Annotated in this window: 15 protein-coding genes; 8 read left to right on the top strand and 7 right to left on the bottom strand. The window is 60.5% G+C overall.

Annotation, left to right across the window (positions count from 1 at the left end; all coding sequences use genetic code 11):
- Nucleotides 1-6: 6 nt before the first annotated feature.
- Complete coding sequence (locus J1G33_RS05490) at nucleotides 7-1,545, bottom strand: PLP-dependent aminotransferase family protein (protein WP_216090498.1); 1,539 nt, start codon at nucleotides 1,543-1,545, stop codon at nucleotides 7-9.
- A gap of 88 nt (nucleotides 1,546-1,633) precedes the next feature.
- Between J1G33_RS05490 and J1G33_RS05495 the strand changes: the two genes are divergently transcribed.
- From J1G33_RS05495 to J1G33_RS05505, 3 genes are read left to right on the top strand one after another with little or no spacing between them, the layout of a single operon-like run.
- Complete coding sequence (locus J1G33_RS05495; RefSeq protein ID WP_223017791.1) at nucleotides 1,634-2,272, top strand: FMN-binding negative transcriptional regulator; 639 nt, start codon at nucleotides 1,634-1,636, stop codon at nucleotides 2,270-2,272.
- On the top strand, nucleotides 2,269-2,715 hold the full coding sequence (locus J1G33_RS05500; RefSeq protein WP_032878663.1) for a GNAT family N-acetyltransferase: 447 nt from the start codon (nucleotides 2,269-2,271) through the stop codon (nucleotides 2,713-2,715). Before J1G33_RS05495 ends, J1G33_RS05500 begins: the two co-directional genes overlap by 4 nt.
- Nucleotides 2,716-2,725: 10 nt before the next feature.
- Complete coding sequence (locus tag J1G33_RS05505; protein ID WP_032878662.1) at nucleotides 2,726-3,397, top strand: GNAT family protein; 672 nt, start codon at nucleotides 2,726-2,728, stop codon at nucleotides 3,395-3,397.
- 42 nt (nucleotides 3,398-3,439) lie between these two features.
- Here J1G33_RS05505 and J1G33_RS05510 read toward each other — a convergent pair whose 3' ends face one another.
- Nucleotides 3,440-4,342: a homocysteine S-methyltransferase family protein gene (locus tag J1G33_RS05510; protein ID WP_032878661.1), complete on the bottom strand. Its 903-nt coding sequence runs from the start codon at nucleotides 4,340-4,342 to the stop codon at nucleotides 3,440-3,442.
- Nucleotides 4,343-4,456: 114 nt separating this feature from the next.
- Here J1G33_RS05510 and J1G33_RS05515 point away from each other — a divergent pair, with 114 nt between their 5' ends.
- From J1G33_RS05515 to J1G33_RS05530, 4 genes are all read left to right on the top strand, one after another.
- On the top strand, nucleotides 4,457-5,278 hold the full coding sequence (locus tag J1G33_RS05515) for an ABC transporter substrate-binding protein (RefSeq protein ID WP_032878660.1): 822 nt from the start codon (nucleotides 4,457-4,459) through the stop codon (nucleotides 5,276-5,278).
- Complete coding sequence (locus J1G33_RS05520; protein ID WP_032878659.1) at nucleotides 5,275-6,045, top strand: amino acid ABC transporter permease; 771 nt, start codon at nucleotides 5,275-5,277, stop codon at nucleotides 6,043-6,045. Before J1G33_RS05515 ends, J1G33_RS05520 begins: the two co-directional genes overlap by 4 nt.
- A gap of 164 nt (nucleotides 6,046-6,209) precedes the next feature.
- Complete coding sequence (locus tag J1G33_RS05525; RefSeq protein ID WP_032878658.1) at nucleotides 6,210-7,505, top strand: autotransporter outer membrane beta-barrel domain-containing protein; 1,296 nt, start codon at nucleotides 6,210-6,212, stop codon at nucleotides 7,503-7,505.
- A 125-nt stretch (nucleotides 7,506-7,630) separates the two neighbouring features.
- Nucleotides 7,631-9,022, top strand: a complete 1,392-nt coding sequence (locus J1G33_RS05530; protein ID WP_223017792.1) for a hypothetical protein — start codon at nucleotides 7,631-7,633, stop codon at nucleotides 9,020-9,022.
- Nucleotides 9,023-9,089: 67 nt separating this feature from the next.
- On the opposite strand, the gene oadA is transcribed toward J1G33_RS05530, so the two are convergent.
- Nucleotides 9,090-10,898, bottom strand: a complete 1,809-nt coding sequence (oadA, locus tag J1G33_RS05535) for a sodium-extruding oxaloacetate decarboxylase subunit alpha (RefSeq protein WP_032878657.1) — start codon at nucleotides 10,896-10,898, stop codon at nucleotides 9,090-9,092.
- An 11-nt stretch (nucleotides 10,899-10,909) separates the two neighbouring features.
- The gene (locus J1G33_RS05540; RefSeq protein ID WP_003195732.1) at nucleotides 10,910-12,325 is read right to left on the bottom strand and encodes an acetyl-CoA carboxylase biotin carboxylase subunit; all 1,416 of its coding nucleotides are present in this window, start codon (nucleotides 12,323-12,325) and stop codon (nucleotides 10,910-10,912) included.
- A 196-nt stretch (nucleotides 12,326-12,521) separates the two neighbouring features.
- Here J1G33_RS05540 and J1G33_RS05545 point away from each other — a divergent pair, with 196 nt between their 5' ends.
- Complete coding sequence (locus J1G33_RS05545) at nucleotides 12,522-13,496, top strand: LysR family transcriptional regulator (RefSeq protein WP_032878656.1); 975 nt, start codon at nucleotides 12,522-12,524, stop codon at nucleotides 13,494-13,496.
- On the opposite strand, the gene J1G33_RS05550 is transcribed toward J1G33_RS05545, so the two are convergent.
- The 3 genes from J1G33_RS05550 to J1G33_RS05560 all read right to left on the bottom strand — a co-directional run bounded on the left by J1G33_RS05550 (nucleotide 13,426) and on the right by J1G33_RS05560 (nucleotide 17,738).
- Nucleotides 13,426-13,623, bottom strand: a complete 198-nt coding sequence (locus tag J1G33_RS05550; RefSeq protein WP_078822668.1) for a hypothetical protein — start codon at nucleotides 13,621-13,623, stop codon at nucleotides 13,426-13,428. The two genes, J1G33_RS05545 and J1G33_RS05550, sit on opposite strands and share 71 nt — an antisense overlap.
- Before the next feature lie 211 nt (nucleotides 13,624-13,834).
- Nucleotides 13,835-14,701 carry a transcriptional regulator HexR gene (gene hexR, locus J1G33_RS05555; protein ID WP_003177007.1) on the bottom strand — a complete coding sequence of 289 codons (867 nt, stop codon included), beginning with the start codon at nucleotides 14,699-14,701 and terminating at the stop codon, nucleotides 13,835-13,837.
- A gap of 163 nt (nucleotides 14,702-14,864) precedes the next feature.
- The gene (locus tag J1G33_RS05560; RefSeq protein ID WP_032878655.1) at nucleotides 14,865-17,738 is read right to left on the bottom strand and encodes an EAL domain-containing protein; all 2,874 of its coding nucleotides are present in this window, start codon (nucleotides 17,736-17,738) and stop codon (nucleotides 14,865-14,867) included.
- Between the last annotated feature and the right edge of the window lie 152 nt (nucleotides 17,739-17,890).

Below are 17,890 nucleotides of genomic sequence, written 5' to 3' on the forward strand. Positions count from 1 at the left end.
TCGTATTCAAGCCAGCCACACCCGACGCAAGCGGGCCAGCGCCTGTGCGATGGCCGCCTCAGGCACGGCAGCGAACCCCAGCACCAGTCCGGCACGCTGGTCCGGTGGTGGGCCGGTATCTGCCAGCCAGTAGCCGCTCAAGCCGTTGATCTCGACATCTACCGCGCGGGCTTGGGCAAGCAGCGCTTGCTCACGGGCCAGGCTGTCCACGCGCACCGTCAGGTGTAAGCCTGCTGCAACGCTGGGCAAGGCCCCGACACCTGGCAATTCGCTGGGCCAGCCGACCAACAAAGCGTTGCGGCGGTTCAGGGCCGCACGGCGCATACGCCGAATATGGCGCTGGAAATGCCCCGCCGCCATGAATTCGGCCATTACGGCCTGAGTGCTGACTTCGGAATGACGCATGTCCACGGCGCGGCGCTGAGCAAAGGCCTCTACCAGACCCGGCGGCAATACCAGGTAACCCAGGCGCAAAGCCGGGAATGCCACCTTGCCGAATGTGCCGACATAGAGCACGCGCCCACTACGGTCCAGCGCCGCCAAGGGCGACAAGGGCGCTCCGGTGTAACGGTACTCACCGTCATAGTCGTCTTCGACGATCCAACCGCCAGTACGCTCGGCCCAGGCCAGCAATTGCAGGCGCCGCGCCAGGCTCATCACCACGCCCAACGGGTACTGATGGGACGGCGTGACATAGGTCACCCGGCAATCCTTCAGGCGGTTCAAGACCTCGCAGTCAATACCATCGCCATCCACCGGCACACCCTTCAATCGTCCACCTGCCAACGCAAAGGCATGGCCTGCCGCGCGATAACCCGGGTTTTCCACCGCCACGCAATCCCCAGGCTCCACCAGCAACTGTGCACAAAGGCTGATTGCCTGTTGCGCGCCACTGGTGATCACTATTTGCTCAGTCGTGCACTGCAGACCTCGCGCAGTGCGCAGGTAAGCGGCGATCAGGCCACGTAGACGCTCGTCACCGGCCGGGTCGCCGTAGCATAACTGCGCCAGGTCCGGCTTGCGCCAGAACGCCCCATTAAGCTTGGCCCACACCTCAAAAGGAAATAGATCAAAGGCCGGTACCCCCACCCGAAAAGCCCGTGGCGGACCGCAAGGAGGCTGGACCAAATGGTTATGTCTGACCCTGTCCAGGCCACCACTGTGGATAACTTCGCTGGCCTGAGTGTGCGCATTATCCAGACGATTTGTGGATAAGGCTGTGGGTAAGCCTGTTGAAAACCCTGTGGATAGTTTTGTGGATAGTTTTTTTGCTGTGGGCAGCTGCGAGACGTAGGTGCCGTCTCCCACCCGGCTTTCAATAAACCCCTCGGCATACAACTGATCGTATGCGCGTACCACGCTGTTGCGCGAGATCGACAACGCCGCCGCCATATCACGGGTGGCAGGCAAGCGCGTGCCACTGACCAGCCGCCCATCCAGCACGCGCTGGCGCAGGGCGTCGTACAGTTGGCGTGTCAGGCCCTGGCGGCGATCCAACTCGATGCCAGCAGGGTCGAACGACATCGAGGGGATGACGGGCGGCATATTGGACCTATGAAATGAGGGCTAGATGGCTCTTACAACGAGCCATTAGCCTGCCTAGGATGCAGGTATTCTCCAAGGAAAATTTTCCATGTACACACCTCGCGCCTTCGCCCTCGATGATTTGCCCCAAATCCAGCAACTGATCCAGCACACGCGCCTTGCGCAGTTGGTGACCGTGGGTGAAAACGGCCTGCAGGCCAGCCACCTGCCGTTACTGCTCAATCCCGACGAAGGATCCAACGGTACGCTTTATGGGCATCTGGCCAAGGCCAATCCGCAGTGGCGCGACCTGCAAAACGGCAGTGAAGCACTGGTCATCTTTGCTGGCGCCGAGGCGTATGTCAGCCCGGCGTTTTACCCCTCCAAGGCCGAGCACGGCAAAGTGGTGCCCACCTGGAATTACCTCGCCGTGCACGCCTACGGCAAGGCCGACGTGTTCAGCGACAGCGAGCGATTACTCAAGGTCGTCGGCGCCCTCACTGATCACCACGAACGCGGCCGCGCCCAACCTTGGGCCGTCGGCGATGCGCCGGCCGACTACATCGACGCCATGCTCAAGGCCATCGTTGGCTTTGCCCTGCCTATCGACCGCCTGGTCGGCAAACGCAAGCTCAGCCAGAACCGCAGCGCAGCCGATATGGCCGGCGTACGTGAAGCCCTGGCCGGCAGCGCTGATCTGCGCGACCAGAATCTCGCCCGTTTCATTCCCCAAGGAGTTGCAGAATGACCCCGATCGACATCCGCCAAGTCACCGCCGCGGACCACGCCGCCTGGCTACCGTTGTGGCTGGCCTACTTGAAGTTCTACAACACCGAACTGCCGGACGCCGTCAGCCAAAGCACCTGGCAACGCCTGATAGACGCCCGCGAGCCGACCCACTCGGCGTTGGCTTGGCAGGACGGCAAGGCGGTGGGCATGGTTAACTTCATCTATCACCGCTCCAATTGGAGCATCGAGAACTCGTGCTACCTGCAGGATCTTTTAGTGGACCCATCCCAACGCGGCACCGGCGTAGGCCGTAAGCTGATCGAGTTCGTCTACGCCACCGCAAAGGCCGATGGCTGCTGCAAAGTGCACTGGTTGACCCACGAGACCAACGCCACCGCGATCCAACTCTACGAACGCATCGCCGAACGCCCTGGTTTCATCCAATTTCGACAAGGTCTTTAAGGAGCCCAGCATGTCCACTTCCCTCGCCGACTGGAAAGGCGTCCCGTCACCCACGGTTCAACTGCTTGAAGGGCGCTTTATCCGCCTGGAAAAACTCGATCCGGCGCGCCACGGCGATGATCTGTTCAACGCCCTGCAAGGCCCCGGCGCCGATCCCAAGCTATGGGACTATTTGCCCTACGGCCCCTTCCCTGAACGCAGCGCATTCGATGCCTGGCTGAATAATCACGCGGCCCATAACGATCCGTATTTCTTCAGCGTGATCGACCGCGCGAGCGGCCAGGTCCAGGGCATCCTCAGCCTGATGTCGATCGTGCCCGAGCAAGGCCGCATCGAGATCGGCCACGTCACCTTCGGTGCTCCGATGCAACGCTCGCCCAAAAGCACCGAGGCGGTGTACCTGTTGGCCAAGTACGCCTTCGAGCAGGGCAATCGCCGCTTGGAATGGAAGTGCAACAACGCCAACGCCCGCTCCAAGTACGCGGCTGAGCGCCTGGGCTTCAGCTTTGAAGGCGTGTTCCGCCAGCATACTGTGGTCAAGGGCAAGAACCGGGATACCGCGTGGTATTCAATCATCGATTCGGAATGGCCCAAAGTGGGCGCGGGATTTGAGGCCTGGTTGTCTGAGGCGAACCAGAGTGGTTCGGGCCAGCTGAAAACGCTGGCCGACTGCCGAATCTAGATCTCACTCGCAACACAAAACCCATGTGGGAGGGGCGGTGGATCAGTTGGTCAGGCGCTGCGCCAGCACCGCAATATGCTCCGGCCCAATGCCACAGCACCCACCCAAATGGCTGGCGCCACGCGCCTGCCAATCAGCAGCCCAATGCAGGTAACCCGGTGGGTCGAGGTCGTCGCGCAACGGGTCCAGGCCATCGTTGGCCGTGGCTTCCTTGGGTTGCGGCGGGAAGGCGTTGGCGTAGGCACCGATCTGAATCGCTACGCCCAATCGCTCGAAGGTCTCCCGCGCGGCATCGATCGCCGCGCCGATCACTTCCGGCTGGCTGCAGTTGAACAACAACACCTGCACACCCAACTGCGCCGCCGCCTCGGCCGCTTCCGCTACCGGTTCGCCGGAGCGCAGGCGCGGTACGTCGTCGGTGTCTTCGTCTTTCAAGGTGAACGACAGCCAGAACGGTTTACCGTCCTGCGGCAGGCCGGCATGAATCGCTCGCGCTTCAACGATTGAGCTCTGGGTTTCCGCCAGCCACAGGTCGACGTGAGGCGCCAGGCCCAGCACCAGCGGTGTCAGCAACTCGCTGACCCGCTCCGGCAGGAACAAGTCGGGCCGGTACGAGCCAAACAGCGGCGGCAAGGAGCCAGCGACACGCACCGCCTTGCCGGACGCCTGCACCGCCCGTCGCGCCAACTCACCGGCCAATGCGGCCAGCGCCTGGCCTTCGGCGGCGAAGCGCGCCTCACCAATATGAAAGGGCACCACCGCGTAGCTGTTGCTGGTAATCACGTCGGCACCGCTGTCGATATAGGCCGCGTGTACCGCCTCCACCGCCTGCGGCGCTTCGCTCAAGGCCAATGCCGACCACTCCGGCTGGCGGAACGGCGCGCCACGGCGTTGCAGTTCACGGCCCATGCCACCATCGAGAATTACTGTGCGTGCTGCGCCCATATGCTTTTTACTCATATGCTTATGAAAATAACTCACTATGAGAGTCGTTCTTATAACTATTTAATGCGTACCGTTCGGTTAATAACAACCTCTTTTTTATTCAGGTGTTCGATTTTGAAATTCAGACCGCTGTTGGCCCTGGGCCTGACGATGTTGGCTGCTTCCACCCAAGCCTTTGGCGGTGCCACGCTGGATCGTATCGAGCAGAAGAAGGAACTGGTCGGCGTGCTGATGGAAAGCTACCCGCCGTTTTCATTCCTCAACGAGCAGAACCAGCTCGACGGTTTCGATGTGGATGTGGCCAAGGCCGTGGCGCAAAAGCTTGGCGTGAAGCTGCGCCTGGAAACGCCTTCATGGGACGTCATTGCCGCTGGCCGCTGGAGCGGGCGCTATGACATTTGCATCTGCTCCATGACCCCGAGTAAGGCACGCGCCGAGGTGTTCGACTTCCCGGTTGAGTATTACGCCTCGCCCGCGGTGATCGTGGTCAACGCCAAGGATGATCGCATCCACGAAGCCAAGGACCTGAGCGGCAAGAAAGTCGGGCTCACCAGTGCCTCCAGCTACGAGAGTTACCTGAACAAGAACCTGGTCATCGAAGGCGCCGAAGACACGCAGCTGCAGTACCCGTTCGAAGAGGTGCAGATCGCCCCGTACGATACCGACAATGTGGCGTTCCAGGACCTGGGCCTGGGCGCCGGCGTGCGTCTGGACGCAATCCTCACCAACCTGGTTACCGCGCAGCCGCGCCTGACCCAGGACAAGCGCTTCAAGCTGGCCGGCGCACCGCTGTATTCGGAGCCCAACTCGGTAGCCATCGAGAAAGGCGACGCGCAGTGGGACAGCAAAGTGCGTGAGGTCTTCGCCCAGCTTAAACAGGACGGCACCTTGAGCAAGCTGTCGCAAAAATGGATCGGCGCCGACATCAGCCAATGAGTTTTCGCATACGGCTTTACCTGACCTGGGCGGCGCTGTTCGCCCTGTTTGCCAGTTTCTTCCTGAGCTTTGACCTGAAGTTCTCGATCATTCTCGACAAGCTGCCCAACCTGGTCGGCCTGCACCTGGCGCCCAACGGTTTTCTGCAAGGTGCGGCGCTGACGCTATTCCTGTGCCTGTGCGCCATGCTTGCGTCATCGGTGCTGGGCTTTATCACCGCGCTGGGGCGCCTGTCGAAAAGCGCGGTGGCGTTTGGCATTGCCAGTTTCTACGCCTCGTTCTTTCGTGGCACGCCGCTGCTGATCCAGATCCTGCTGATTTACCTGGGCCTGCCGCAACTGGGCCTGGTGCCGGGCGCCATCGTCGCCGGGATCATCGCGTTGTCGCTGAACTATGGTGCCTACCTGAGCGAGATTTTCCGCGCCGGCATCCTCGGCGTGCCCCATGGTCAACGCGAGGCCGCGCTGGCCTTGGGTATGCGTGACAGGGAAATTTTCTGGCACGTCACCCTGCCCCAGGCCATGCGCACCATCATCCCCCCGGCCACCAACCAATTCATCTCGATGCTCAAGGACTCGTCGCTGGTCTCGGTGATGGGGGTATGGGAAGTGATGTTCCTGGCACAGTCCTATGGCCGCTCCAGCTACCGCTACATCGAGATGCTCACCACGGCGGCAATCATTTATTGGGTACTGTCACTGGGACTGGAGCTGATCCAGGCGCGCATGGAGCGGCATTTCGGCAAGGGGTATATGCACCGCAGTTAAAGCGCAGCACCCGTTGTATAGCGCCTTGGTCGGCCAAACGCAGATGGGCTTTTTATCGCACCTGACTAAAGACAACTCCCGCAAACCAGCGGTCAATGGCCTGACAGTTATCCGCCTGTGCCCCCGCTACATTCCCGGCCTCATTCATCAGAGGTCGGTAATTCATGCCCTTTACACCGCAAAGAATCGCAGCATTTATCAGTCTTGTAATTGCCCTCAGTGTGCAACCTGCGCACGCACGAGGCGATATTGAATACAGGCCTCACCAACCCTATGATTCGCTCGACGCTGAGGGGGCCTTCAAACCTGAAGTCGATACGCCGCCAATCCCTGGGCCCTACCCCGGCTACTTCATTGGCCAAGCCTCCACCTACAATGGCGTGCAAGTGGCCAAGGTGCTGGAGCCCGCACTGCTTGAACTGCTCAAGTCCGGCGAATTGACCTCGGAGAAGCTCAAGGAGCTGCAAAAGGTAAATGACGCACTCGCCGCACAGCCCGGCGGCATCGGCGCAGCCCTGGAGCAATTGGCCGGTAGCCAAAACGCGAACCTGCTCAGCGCCACGCACGCCGTCACCAGCCACATCAGCAGCCAATTGCTCTCGTCCCTGCGCAACCTGCCCGACGATGACAACGGTCGTTTCTGGGTACAAGGGGTGAGTAACGGCGGCCACCTCGACCAACGAAGCGGCAGCGCCGGACTGAAGCACGATAGCAAGGGTCTGATGCTGGGCGCCGACTGGGCAGTGGATAACGCCTGGCGTGTGGGTGTTATGGGGGCAAAATCGGCCAGTGACCTAAAGGCGCAACGCTTCTCTACCGAACTGGACAGCTTGCACCTGGGCGCATACGCGGTGCGTCAGGACGGCCCGCTGGCCCTGCGCCTGGGGGCGATTTACAGCAGCCATGCCGGGACCAATCGGCGCGACGTCAACCTGCTCGTTTACAAGGACTCGCTCAAGTCTCGTTACGATGCTCAAAGCCAAACGCTGTTCTCTGAGCTGGGCTATCAATTGGGCAGCCAGGACCTCCACATCGAGCCTTTCGCTGGCCTCGGCTACCAGCGTCATCACCGCGACAGTTTCAAGGAAAGTGGCGGCCTGACCGCGCTGAACGTCGGCGCGCAGACCCAGCAGAACCTTAACAGCACCGTTGGCCTGCGCTTGGCGACGGTTTACAGGTTCGATGATCAGGTCAGCCTCACGCCTCACCTCAGCGCCGGCTGGAAACACCTCTACGGCGCGGTTGACAGCCAGGTGCACCAAACCTATCGCAATGCGCCCGTTGCGCTTGATGGCTTCACCATTACCGGCACGTCCCTGGACCGCAATAGCCTCGACGTAAACTTGGGCGTTGATCTTGCGTTATCCAAGCAACACACCCTGGGCCTGGCCTACAGCGGCCAAGCTGGCACCCATAGCCGCAACCAGGGTTTGAAGGGGCAATGGACGATGAGCTTTTAACCGAGCATCGTCAGACGACATCCCGACAGCGAGCCTTCTTACAACCATCTGCTCTGCCAGCCGACATCTGTCGGCTGTTACCTGCGTTAGTTTTCGACCTCAAGCACACTTGAGGTCGAAACCCAATGTTACGAGTACCCCACCAGCTTGCGGCCTATATCCCCCTGCCTGGCTGTTCGGCAGCAGCCCCTGTTTATGCTGAAAAAAGTAACGCTATCGAACTCGCCACCGGCGGTCATTTTACCAACTACGGGCACATATCCACCGGGCCTTCCACGCGCTTCAAGGAGTCGTATAGCGGCATAAGCGCGAACAGCGCAGCAAGCATAATCGTCAACCACGGAGCGGTAGCGGGTGGCAGCAACGGCATCAAAGCCACCGACGATGTGACGCTGATCAATTACGGCGTAATCATCGGCCATAAAGGGGCCGGTCTGAAATCCAAGGGCAATGCAGACGTCGTCAACTACCGCATCATCAGGGGCGCGGATGCCCAGCGATCCAAAGAGAATGATGGCGACGGTGATGGCCTGGACATCGACAAACGTGCACGCGTGCACAACTACGGGCTCATTGAAGGCACCGGGGCCAATGGCGCGGACAAGAACGGAGCCCCCAACACCAGCGAAGGCATCGCCATGGGCGGCGGCGAAATCTATAACCGTGGAGTTATTCGCGGCGCACATCATGGGGTGCTGGTAGACGATGGGGACTTGGGCCCGGCCTACGGGAGCACCTCGCTGATCAACGAGGGCATCATCACCGGTCGCAACGGCTACGGCGTGAGGCTGATCGGAGAACACAATGACCAAGTCACCAACGATGGGCTGATAAGCGGCACCAAAGGCATCGCCCTGGATATGGGGGGTGGCGATGATGTGTTGACTGTGCGCGGTAACGCTCAATTCAACGGCAAAGTAGACGGTGGCAGTGGCACCAATCACGTCGTGCTGGACGATGTCCAAGGTGGCACTTTCAACGGCGCCCTTCGTATCCAGCACCTGTGGATAGGCAGCGGTGCCTGGACCCTCGACGGTGCGCTGGACGCCAATCAGCAAGGCCGAGTCTCTCGCGGGGCAACGCTGATCAACCAGAGTTACATCGGGGGCACAATGACGATTGATGCAGGCGCAACCTACACCGCAGGCACGGTAACCAATCTTGACGTTGCCGGCACGCTGCTGCTGGACCCTGCGCTGAAAAGCCAGACGCGAATCAAGCACGACCTTGACCTGGCAAACGGGTCGACCCTGGCCTTCACCCTCGGCATGGGTGAAGCGCACAGCACCTTGAAAGTCGGCAACAGCGCCCGCCTCAAGGGCACAACACTGAATATCCAGGTCGAACACGAAAACGACGAACTGCTTACCCGCCAGTTACGTGTTATCGACGCTGCTCAGATTGAGGGACGCTTCAACAGGATCACCAGCAACCTTAAAACCTTGACGCCGAGGCTGATCTACACACCCAGCGGGGTCTTTGTCAGTTTCAGGCGCAAAACCTCTACAGAGGCCTGAGTTTCAGGCAAAAAAAAGGAGGGCACCTGCCCCCCCGAGGATTAAGCGGTAGTGTCGAAGGCTGTTATCAGCCTTCGATCTCAATCAGGATCTCACCCGGGTTGACCCGGTCGCCCTTGGCCACATGAACAGCGGTCACCTTGCCGGCAATCGCGGCCTGCACTTCGGTTTCCATCTTCATGGCTTCGGTAATCAATACAGCCTGGCCGGCCTTGACCACATCGCCTTCCTTGACCAGCACGTCGACGATATTGCCCGGCATCGCCGTGCTGACATGGCCGGGTTCGGTGGCGTGCTTGCGCTTGCTGCCGCCGCTGCTGACGAACTCGTTGAGCGGCTCGAACACCACTTCTTCCGGCATACCGTCGATGGACAGGTAGAAGTGGCGTTTGCCTTCAGCCTTCACGCCGACACCGGTGATGTCTACACGGTAGCTTTCGCCGTGCACGTCGATGACGAATTCGGTCGGCACGCCCTCACCACCGGCACGGGCCACACCGCCTGCCTCCGGAATCGGCAGCAGGACTTCAGGGGCCAGGGTGCCTGCGTCGCGTTCTTCAAGGAATTTGCGCCCGATATCCGGGAACATGGCGTAGGTCAGCACGTCTTCTTCGGACTTGGCCAACGCGCCGATTTCACCGCGCAGCTTGGTCATTTCCGGCTTGAGCAAATCAGCCGGGCGAACGTCGATGACCTCTTCGCTGCCGATGGCCTGACGGCGCAGCTTTTCGTTCACAGTGCCCGGGGCCTTGCCGTAGCCGCCTTGCAGGTAGAGCTTCACTTCGTTGGTGATGGTCTTGTAGCGCTCACCGGCCAGCACGTTGAAGAACGCCTGGGTGCCGACGATTTGCGACGTCGGGGTCACCAGCGGCGGGAAGCCGAGATCTTCACGTACACGCGGGATTTCGGCGAGTACTTCGCTCATGCGATTGAGAGCGCCCTGCTCTTTCAACTGGTTGGCCAGGTTGGAAATCATCCCGCCCGGTACCTGGTTGACCTGCACACGGGTGTCGACCGCCGTGAACTCGCTTTCAAACTGGTGGTACTTCTTGCGTACCGCGTAGAAGTACAGGCCAATTTCCTGCAGCAGCTCCAGGTCCAGGCCGGTGTCGAACTCGCTGCCTTTAAGGGCGGCGACCATCGACTCGGTGCCCGGGTGGCTGGTGCCCCAGGCGAAGCTGGAGATGGCGGTGTCGATATGGTCGGCACCATTTTCGATAGCCTTGAGTTGGCACATCGCAGCCAAACCGGCGGTGTCGTGGGAGTGGATAAAGATTGGCAGGTTCTGCTCGGCTTTGAGCGCCTTGACCAGTTCGCCAGTGGCATACGGGGTCAGCAGGCCGGCCATGTCCTTGATCGCGATGGAGTCGCAACCCATGGATTCCAACTGCTTGGCCTGGGCCACGAACGCATCGACGGTGTGCACGGGGCTGGTGGTGTAGGCAATGGTGCCCTGGGCATGTTTACCGGCCGCTTTGACGGCTTCGATGGCCACGCGCAGGTTACGCACGTCGTTCATGGCGTCGAAGATGCGGAACACATCGATACCGTTGACGGCAGCCTTGGCCACGAAGGCCTTGACCACATCGTCGCTGTAATGGCGGTAGCCCAGCAGGTTCTGGCCACGCAGCAGCATTTGCAGGCGCGTGTTAGGCAGCGCGGCGCGCAGTTTGCGCAGGCGCTCCCACGGGTCTTCTTTCAAAAAGCGCACGCAGGCGTCGAACGTTGCGCCACCCCAGACTTCCAGGGACCAGTAGCCGACTTTGTCGAGCTTGTCGCAGATCGGCAGCATGTCGTCGGTGCGCATACGAGTGGCCAGCAACGATTGATGGGCGTCGCGCAGGATAGTGTCGGTTACGAAAATCTTCTTGCTCATTCTTATATTCCTCACAGGCCTGCGTGGGCGGCGATGGCGGCGGCGATGGCCAGGGCCAGCTCTTCGGGTTTGCGCTTGATCGAGTAGTTGGTCAGCTCAGGGTGGCTTTCCACGAAACTGGTGTTGAACTGGCCGCTGCGGAATTCCGGGTTGCGCAGGATTTCCTGGTAGTAGGCGGCAGTGGTCTTCACGCCTTGCAGGCGCATGTCGTCCAGGGCACGCAGGCCGCGGTCCATGGCTTCTTCCCAGGTCAACGCCCACACCACCAGTTTCAGGCACATGGAATCGTAGAACGGCGGGATGGTGTAGCCGGTATAGATCGCCGTGTCGGTGCGCACGCCGGGGCCGCCGGGTGCGTAGTAACGGGTGATCTTGCCGAAGCTGGGCAGGAAGTTGTTCTTCGGGTCTTCGGCGTTGATACGGAACTGCAACGCAAAGCCACGGTGCTGGATATCTTCCTGCTTGACCGAAAGCGGCAGGCCCGAGGCGATGCGAATCTGCTCGCGGACAATATCGATGCCGGTGATTTCTTCGGTGATGGTGTGTTCCACCTGCACCCGGGTGTTCATCTCCATGAAGTACACCTCGCCCTCGGCGAGCAGGAACTCCACGGTACCGGCGTTCTCATAGCCCACGGCCTTGGCCGCACGCACCGACAGGTCGCCGATGTAGGCGCGCTGTTCAGGCGTCAATTGCGGGCTGGGGGCAATTTCGATCAGCTTCTGGTTGCGACGCTGGATCGAGCAATCGCGTTCGAACAGGTGCACCACGTTGCCAAAGCTGTCACCCAGGATCTGCGCTTCGATGTGCTTGGGATTGACGATGCATTTTTCCAGGAACACTTCCGCCGAGCCGAACGCCTTGGTGGCCTCGGAGATCACGCGGGGGAAGGCTTGTTCAAGTTCTTCGCGACTGTTGCAACGACGGATACCGCGCCCGCCACCACCGGAAGTGGCCTTGAGCATCACCGGGTAACCAATGCGGTCGCCTTCGGTCAGCGCTTCGTGGATATCCGCGACGTTGCCTTCGGTGCCGGGAGTGACCGGCACACCGGCCTTGATCATGCTGCGGCGCGCTTCGGTCTTGTCGCCCATGCGGCGAATCACTTCGGCCGAAGGGCCAATGAACTTGATGCCGCGCTCGGCGCAGATATCCGCCAGCTCGGCATTTTCCGACAAGAAGCCGTAGCCGGGATGCAGCGCGTCGCAACCGGTTTCCACCGCCAGGTTCACCAGCTTGCGCGGGTTGAGGTAGCCGGCCAGGGGCTCGGCACCAATGCTGTGGGCTTCGTCGGCACGTTTGACGTGCAACGCGTGGCGGTCGGCGTCCGAGTAAACCGCGACCGAGCGAATGCCCATCTCGGCGCAGGCGCGCACGATTCGTACGGCAATTTCACCACGGTTGGCGATCAGGATCTTTTTTATCACTTGGAAATTCCCTTGAGCCGATTGCTGCGTTCTTCGACCCGCTTGAGGTGGGTCGGCGCGTGACCAAATGTTTCATGACAGTCGCGAGACACACACTAAGCCCGCCAAAGGATTAACAAAAATCAATAATTATTGGGTCATGCATAAGCAAAGACTTATAGTTGCCGGTATGGCCAGGGCCGAGAGGGAATAAATAATGCGTAAGTCGTTGATGAGGCTGACATTAAGGCAACTTCAGATCTTTCATGAGGTGTGCGATTTGCGCTCTTACAGCCGTGCCGCCGAGGAAATGTCCCTCACGCAACCGGCCGTCAGCCTGCAAATCCGCCAGCTGGAAGAACTGATCGGCCAACCGCTGTTCGACTACGTCGGCAAGAAGCTCTACATGACCGAGGCCGCCGAAGCCCTGCAACGGGCCAGTCGCGATATTTTCGGGCGCCTGGAAAACCTCGATATGCAGCTATCGGACATGCAGGGCTCACTGCAGGGCCAACTGAAGCTGGCGGTGGAATCGAGCGCCAAGTACTTCGTGCCGCACCTGTTTGCGGCTTTCAAGCGCCAGCACCCGGAAGTGCAACTGCACCTGACCGTGGTCAATCGTGCCCAGGTAATCCGCAGGCTTTCGGATAACCGCGATGATCTGGTGATCATGTCCATGGTGCCCCAGGACATGGGCCTGGAATTCCTGCCGTTTCTCAATAATCCGATTGTCGCGGTGGCACTGCCGGATCATCCGTTGAGCCTGCAAGGGCCGCTGCGCCTGCAAGACCTGGAGCCTTACACGCTGCTTATCCGCGAACCAGGTTCCGGCACGCGGCTGGCGTGTGAAGAGTACTTCAAGGAAAAACGCGTGCACTTCACACAAACCGTGGAAGTGGCCTCGGCCGAGGCGCAACGAGAGTGCGTGGTCGCAGGTTTGGGTGTGGCGCTGCTGACGCGCCACGCCTTGAACCTGGAACTGGCCACCGGCGGGCTCAAAGAGCTGCCGGTGGAAGAACTGCCGCTGTACCGCAGTTGGTGCCTGGTGCAGGCCAAGGCCAAACGCCTGTCACCGGTGGCCCATGCGTTCCTGGGCTTTATCCGCAGCGAACGGGTGCAGATCAGCGCACTGGCTGAGCGTTTCGCTGGGCAGCCACGGGTGCCTGCCAATGGAGTTCCGGGTAGTCACTGATGCTCTGGAGCAACTGGCGCTCTTCGCAACGGTCTTCGATGGCGCGACGGAACGCCATGCGGCGCTGGTCTTCCTGCTGACGACGGGTCTTGACGGTGCTGTTGCTGTCTTCGTAATGCCGAGTCATGTGGAGTCTCCCAATGCGAGTACGGGGGAGTACAGGATGGGCGCGACGGATGACGGGGGGATGACAGCCTCATGAAGATTCTGGATGCATGGAGAATCTAATGTGGGAGGGGGCTTGCTCCCGATAGCGGAGTTTCAGTCACAGAGTCATTGACTGACCTACTGCTATCGGGAGCAAGCCCCCTCCCACATTGAGTTCTGTGTGCAGGTATTTAGTCGTCGAGGGCTTTGACGGACTTGGGTGACAGACGCAGGCTGCGCAAACTGCGTTTAACGCTCTTGAGGTGGTTGACCAAGCTCGGGCCGCGAGCCATGGCCACGCCCATCGCCAACACGTCGATCACCACCAGGTGGGCAATACGCGAGGTCAGCGGTGTGTAGATTTCGGTGTCTTCATGCACGTCGATCGCCAGGTTAACCGTGGACAGCTCCGCCAATGGCGTCTGGCTCGGGCACAGGGTGATCAGCGAAGCGCCGCTTTCACGCACCAGGTTGGCGGTGATCAGCAGGTCTTTGGAGCGACCGGACTGGGAAATACAGATGGCCACGTCAGTGGGCTTCAACGTCACTGCCGACATCGCCTGCATGTGCGGGTCGCTGTAGGCCGCGGCCGTCAGCAGCAGACGGAAGAATTTGTGCTGGGCATCGGCAGCCACCGCGCCGGAAGCGCCAAAGCCATAGAACTCGACGCGCTGGGCCTGGGACATCGCGGTCACAGCCTTTTGCAGCTCCACCGGGTCGAGCTTCTCGCGCACTTCCATCAGGGTGTGCAGGGTGGTGTCGAAGATTTTCAGGCTGTAGTCGGCGACGGAGTCGTCTTCATGGATGGCAAACTGGCCGAAGCTTGCGCCGGCCGCCAGGCTTTGCGCCAGCTTGAGTTTCAAATCCTGAAACCCGGAGCAACCAATGGCGCGGCAGAAGCGCACGATGGTCGGCTCGCTGATACCCACGCTGTGAGCCAGATCGGCCATGGAACTGTGCATCACGGCCGCAGGGTCAAGCAGCACATGATCGGCAACCTTGAGTTCCGATTTGCGTAACAGGTGGCGCGACTGGGCGATATGTTGCAACAGGTTCAAAGGGCAGGACTCTTGTTATTGGCAGGTGCCAGGGATGTAGCAAGCTTGTAGTTATACTACAAGAATTGTCGTTTTGCCCGTTCGATGCATCACTAAATCGCCCTGCTCCCCTCTGGTTTCAGCGGGCAGACGCCATGTAGCCATAAAGGCGGCCAACGCGGCGTTAAGAAAAATCTGCATTTTTGCGTAACAAATCCGCCAGCCCTTCGGCGTGCATTGGCGGGCTGATCAGATAACCCTGCACCTCATCGCACTGTTCACCGCGCAGGAAATCCAGCTGCTGCTGATCCTCCACGCCCTCGGCCACCACCTTGAGCGCCAGCCCATGGGCCATGGCAATGATAGCCCGCGTGATGGCGGCATCCTCACGCGCCTGACCGAGGCCACGGATAAAGGCCTGGTCGATCTTCACGTAATCCACAGGAATACGCTTGAGGTAACTGAGGGACGAATAACCGGTGCCAAAATCGTCGATGGCCAGCTTCACCCCCAGGTCACGCAACTGCTGGAAAGTGGCGATGATGTGCTCAACGCTATCGAGCAACTGGCTTTCGGTGAGTTCCAACTCAAGGTATTGCGGGTCCAGCCCGGTCTCTTCCAGAACCTGACGCACCAGGCTGACCAGCTTGCCCTGACGCAGCTGATGCACCGACAGGTTCACCGACACGCGAATCGGCGCCAGCCCCTGGCGCTGCCACTCGCAAGCTTGCCGGCACGCCTGGCGCAGCACGAACTCTCCCAACGGCACGATCAAGCCGGTTTCTTCAGCCAGGCCGATAAAGTCCCCCGGCGGCACCATGCCCCACTGCGGATGCTCCCAGCGAATCAGCGCCTCGGCGGCATTCAGCTTGCCGGTCGCCAGGCACAACTTCGGCTGGTAGAACACGCTCAGATGGCGCTCCTCGATCGCTTTGCGCAGGTGGTTTTCCAACTGCAGACGCTCCAGGGTGCTGGCTTGCAAACTGTCGGTGTAAAACTGGAAATTATTGCCGCCCAGATGCTTGGCGTGCTGCATTGCCATATTCGATTGGCTGACCAACGCAGAGATCTCCCGCGCATTATCCGGCAGCAAGCTGACCCCCATAGAAGCACTGACCACCAGTTCGTGCCCCTCCACCGTTACCGGTACCCGCAGTTTCGCCAACAGCCGCGTCGCCACGCGCGCCAGGCTCGACAAATTGCCGTAGGCATCGAACAGCACCGCGAACTCATCGCCGGACAAGCGCGCAATGGTGTCGGCTTCGGGCAGCGCATTGATCAAACGCCGGGCCATTTTCTGTAACAACTGGTCGGCCACTTCATGGCCCAGGCTGTCATTGAGCAACTTGAAGCGGTCCAGGTTGATATGCAGCAGCGCCAGGCTGCGCCCGCCCTGGCGCACGCGTTGATGGGCTTCGTGCAGCCGTTCGCGAAACAGCGAACGGTTGGCCAGGCCGGTCAGCTCGTCATAGTGAGTAAGGTAGCGCATACGTTCTTCGGATTCGCGCCGTGCCGACAGATCGGCGAAAAAGCCTACAATATGACTGACGTTTCCCCGAACATCGCGCACCACATTCAATTGCAGCCACTGCGGGTAGAGCTCGCCGTTCTTGCGCGTTTCTACCAGCTCGCCCTGCCAGGTGCCATGGCTGAGCAGGGCCTGGCGGATCATCGGGAAGTGGCGCCGCGCATCGCGACTGCTGGGCAGCTCCACGACATTGCGTCCAAGCATGTCGTCGATGTCAAAACCGGTGACACGGCTGAACGCTTGGTTCACCGCGATCAGCGCGTACTCGGGATCAAGGATCACGATGCCTTCGCTGGCCGCCTCGAACACCGTCGAGGCGAGCCGTTGCTGTTCTTCCAGCGCCTTGCTGGCACTGATGTCGCGGCGCGTGCCGAGCATCCGCACGACGCGGCCATTGGGCGCACGTTCTACCGCACGCCCACGGTCCTGGATCCACATCCAATGTCCATCGCCATGACGTATCCGGTATTCCACCTGATAATCCTCACTGCGACCTTTCAAGTGCTCCACCAGCGCGTGCTTGAGCAATGGCAGGTCGTCGGGGTGCAGGCGCGGCTTGAGGTGGCTGAGCATCGCCTTGACGTATTCAGGCTCCAGGCCGAACAGCTCCTTGAGCTGAGTGTGATGGACTTCGTCGGTTTGCAGGTTCCAGTCCCACAGGCCCAGTTCACTGGCTTGCAGGGCCATGGCCAGGCGCGCTTCGCTGGTATTGAGGGCGAGGCTGGCGGCATCCAGTTCCTGGCTGCGTTGCGCCACGCGGTCTTGCAGGCCGATTTGGGCTTCGCGCAGGTCCTGCTCGACCTGGCGGCGCTGCTCGACTTCACGCACCAGCTCCAGGTTCAGCTGCTCACTGCGCTGCCGGGCCTGCTGCAGGTGCTCGATCAGGGCCTGGTTCTGGAAGCGACGCAACAGCCCGCGCTGGATCAAGCGGTTGACCTGCCACGCCACCAGGCTCAGGGACGCCAGCAGGATCAGGCCAAGCACGCCCCAGCCCTGCTGCTGTGGGGTGCCATTGCAGAAAAGATAAATAATGGCCGGCAACAGGCAGGGCAAGGCAAATGACAGGAAGGCCCAAAGGCTCACGGCATAGGCCACGCTGGCCGACAAGGTAGCGGCGCCGATCAGGCCGAACACCCAGGCCTGATGCATGAAACTGTCGGCGGGTACCAGGGCGATGGCGGCAATGGACAGGGTCAGGCCGCTGACCGCTGAGCCGAGCATGAACATACGCCGCCACACCGGTTGGGCCTGGCGGCTGGGCATGGCCGAATCAAAAGCCGCCACCTGGATCACGCGCATCGCCACCAGAGCGAGTAACCAGAGCAACCAGAGACTGTCGAGCAGGTAGTGCTCGGGATTCCACAACAACCAGGCGCAGACCAGGCCATTGACCAGCATCAGCAGCGTCGGCAGCAACGAGCCCTGATACAGCAGGCGTGTGCGCTCGACCGCCATTTGGGTTGCATAGTGTTTGCGGATGACCTGCGCGGGCGCCACTGAGGGGCCAAACAGATCAGTGCTAAGGGTCATAGGCGATGTTCTTATAATGGTGAGCCCGAAACGTCGACGGAGCATACACAAGCAAGCGCCTGGGCCAAACTGCCCCACGTCATAAAAAACCGCCTGCAATGGGCCGCAAACCTTTGGTCCAGACAGCTCGAGCAAGACGCGGCGCGGGCTGC

Origin of the sequence: Pseudomonas sp. P867 (assembly GCF_019891455.1) — a bacterium.
Classification (GTDB): domain Bacteria; phylum Pseudomonadota; class Gammaproteobacteria; order Pseudomonadales; family Pseudomonadaceae; genus Aquipseudomonas; species Aquipseudomonas synxantha_A.

What these genes read in the sequence shown, in the direction of transcription:
- J1G33_RS05525 (WP_032878658.1), top strand. Translation starts at nt 6,210, where the DNA reads ATGCCCTTTACACCGCAAAGAATCGCAGCATTTATCAGTCTTGTAATT.
- oadA (WP_032878657.1), bottom strand. Translation starts at nt 10,898, where the DNA reads ATGAGCAAGAAGATTTTCGTAACCGACACTATCCTGCGCGACGCCCAT.
- J1G33_RS05500 (WP_032878663.1), top strand. Translation starts at nt 2,269, where the DNA reads ATGACCCCGATCGACATCCGCCAAGTCACCGCCGCGGACCACGCCGCC.
- J1G33_RS05550 (WP_078822668.1), bottom strand. Translation starts at nt 13,623, where the DNA reads ATGACTCGGCATTACGAAGACAGCAACAGCACCGTCAAGACCCGTCGT.
- J1G33_RS05510 (WP_032878661.1), bottom strand. Translation starts at nt 4,342, where the DNA reads ATGGGCGCAGCACGCACAGTAATTCTCGATGGTGGCATGGGCCGTGAA.
- J1G33_RS05545 (WP_032878656.1), top strand. Translation starts at nt 12,522, where the DNA reads ATGCGTAAGTCGTTGATGAGGCTGACATTAAGGCAACTTCAGATCTTT.
- J1G33_RS05560 (WP_032878655.1), bottom strand. Translation starts at nt 17,738, where the DNA reads ATGACCCTTAGCACTGATCTGTTTGGCCCCTCAGTGGCGCCCGCGCAG.
- J1G33_RS05495 (WP_223017791.1), top strand. Translation starts at nt 1,634, where the DNA reads ATGTACACACCTCGCGCCTTCGCCCTCGATGATTTGCCCCAAATCCAG.
- J1G33_RS05530 (WP_223017792.1), top strand. Translation starts at nt 7,631, where the DNA reads ATGTTACGAGTACCCCACCAGCTTGCGGCCTATATCCCCCTGCCTGGC.
- J1G33_RS05505 (WP_032878662.1), top strand. Translation starts at nt 2,726, where the DNA reads ATGTCCACTTCCCTCGCCGACTGGAAAGGCGTCCCGTCACCCACGGTT.
- J1G33_RS05490 (WP_216090498.1), bottom strand. Translation starts at nt 1,545, where the DNA reads ATGCCGCCCGTCATCCCCTCGATGTCGTTCGACCCTGCTGGCATCGAG.
- J1G33_RS05520 (WP_032878659.1), top strand. Translation starts at nt 5,275, where the DNA reads ATGAGTTTTCGCATACGGCTTTACCTGACCTGGGCGGCGCTGTTCGCC.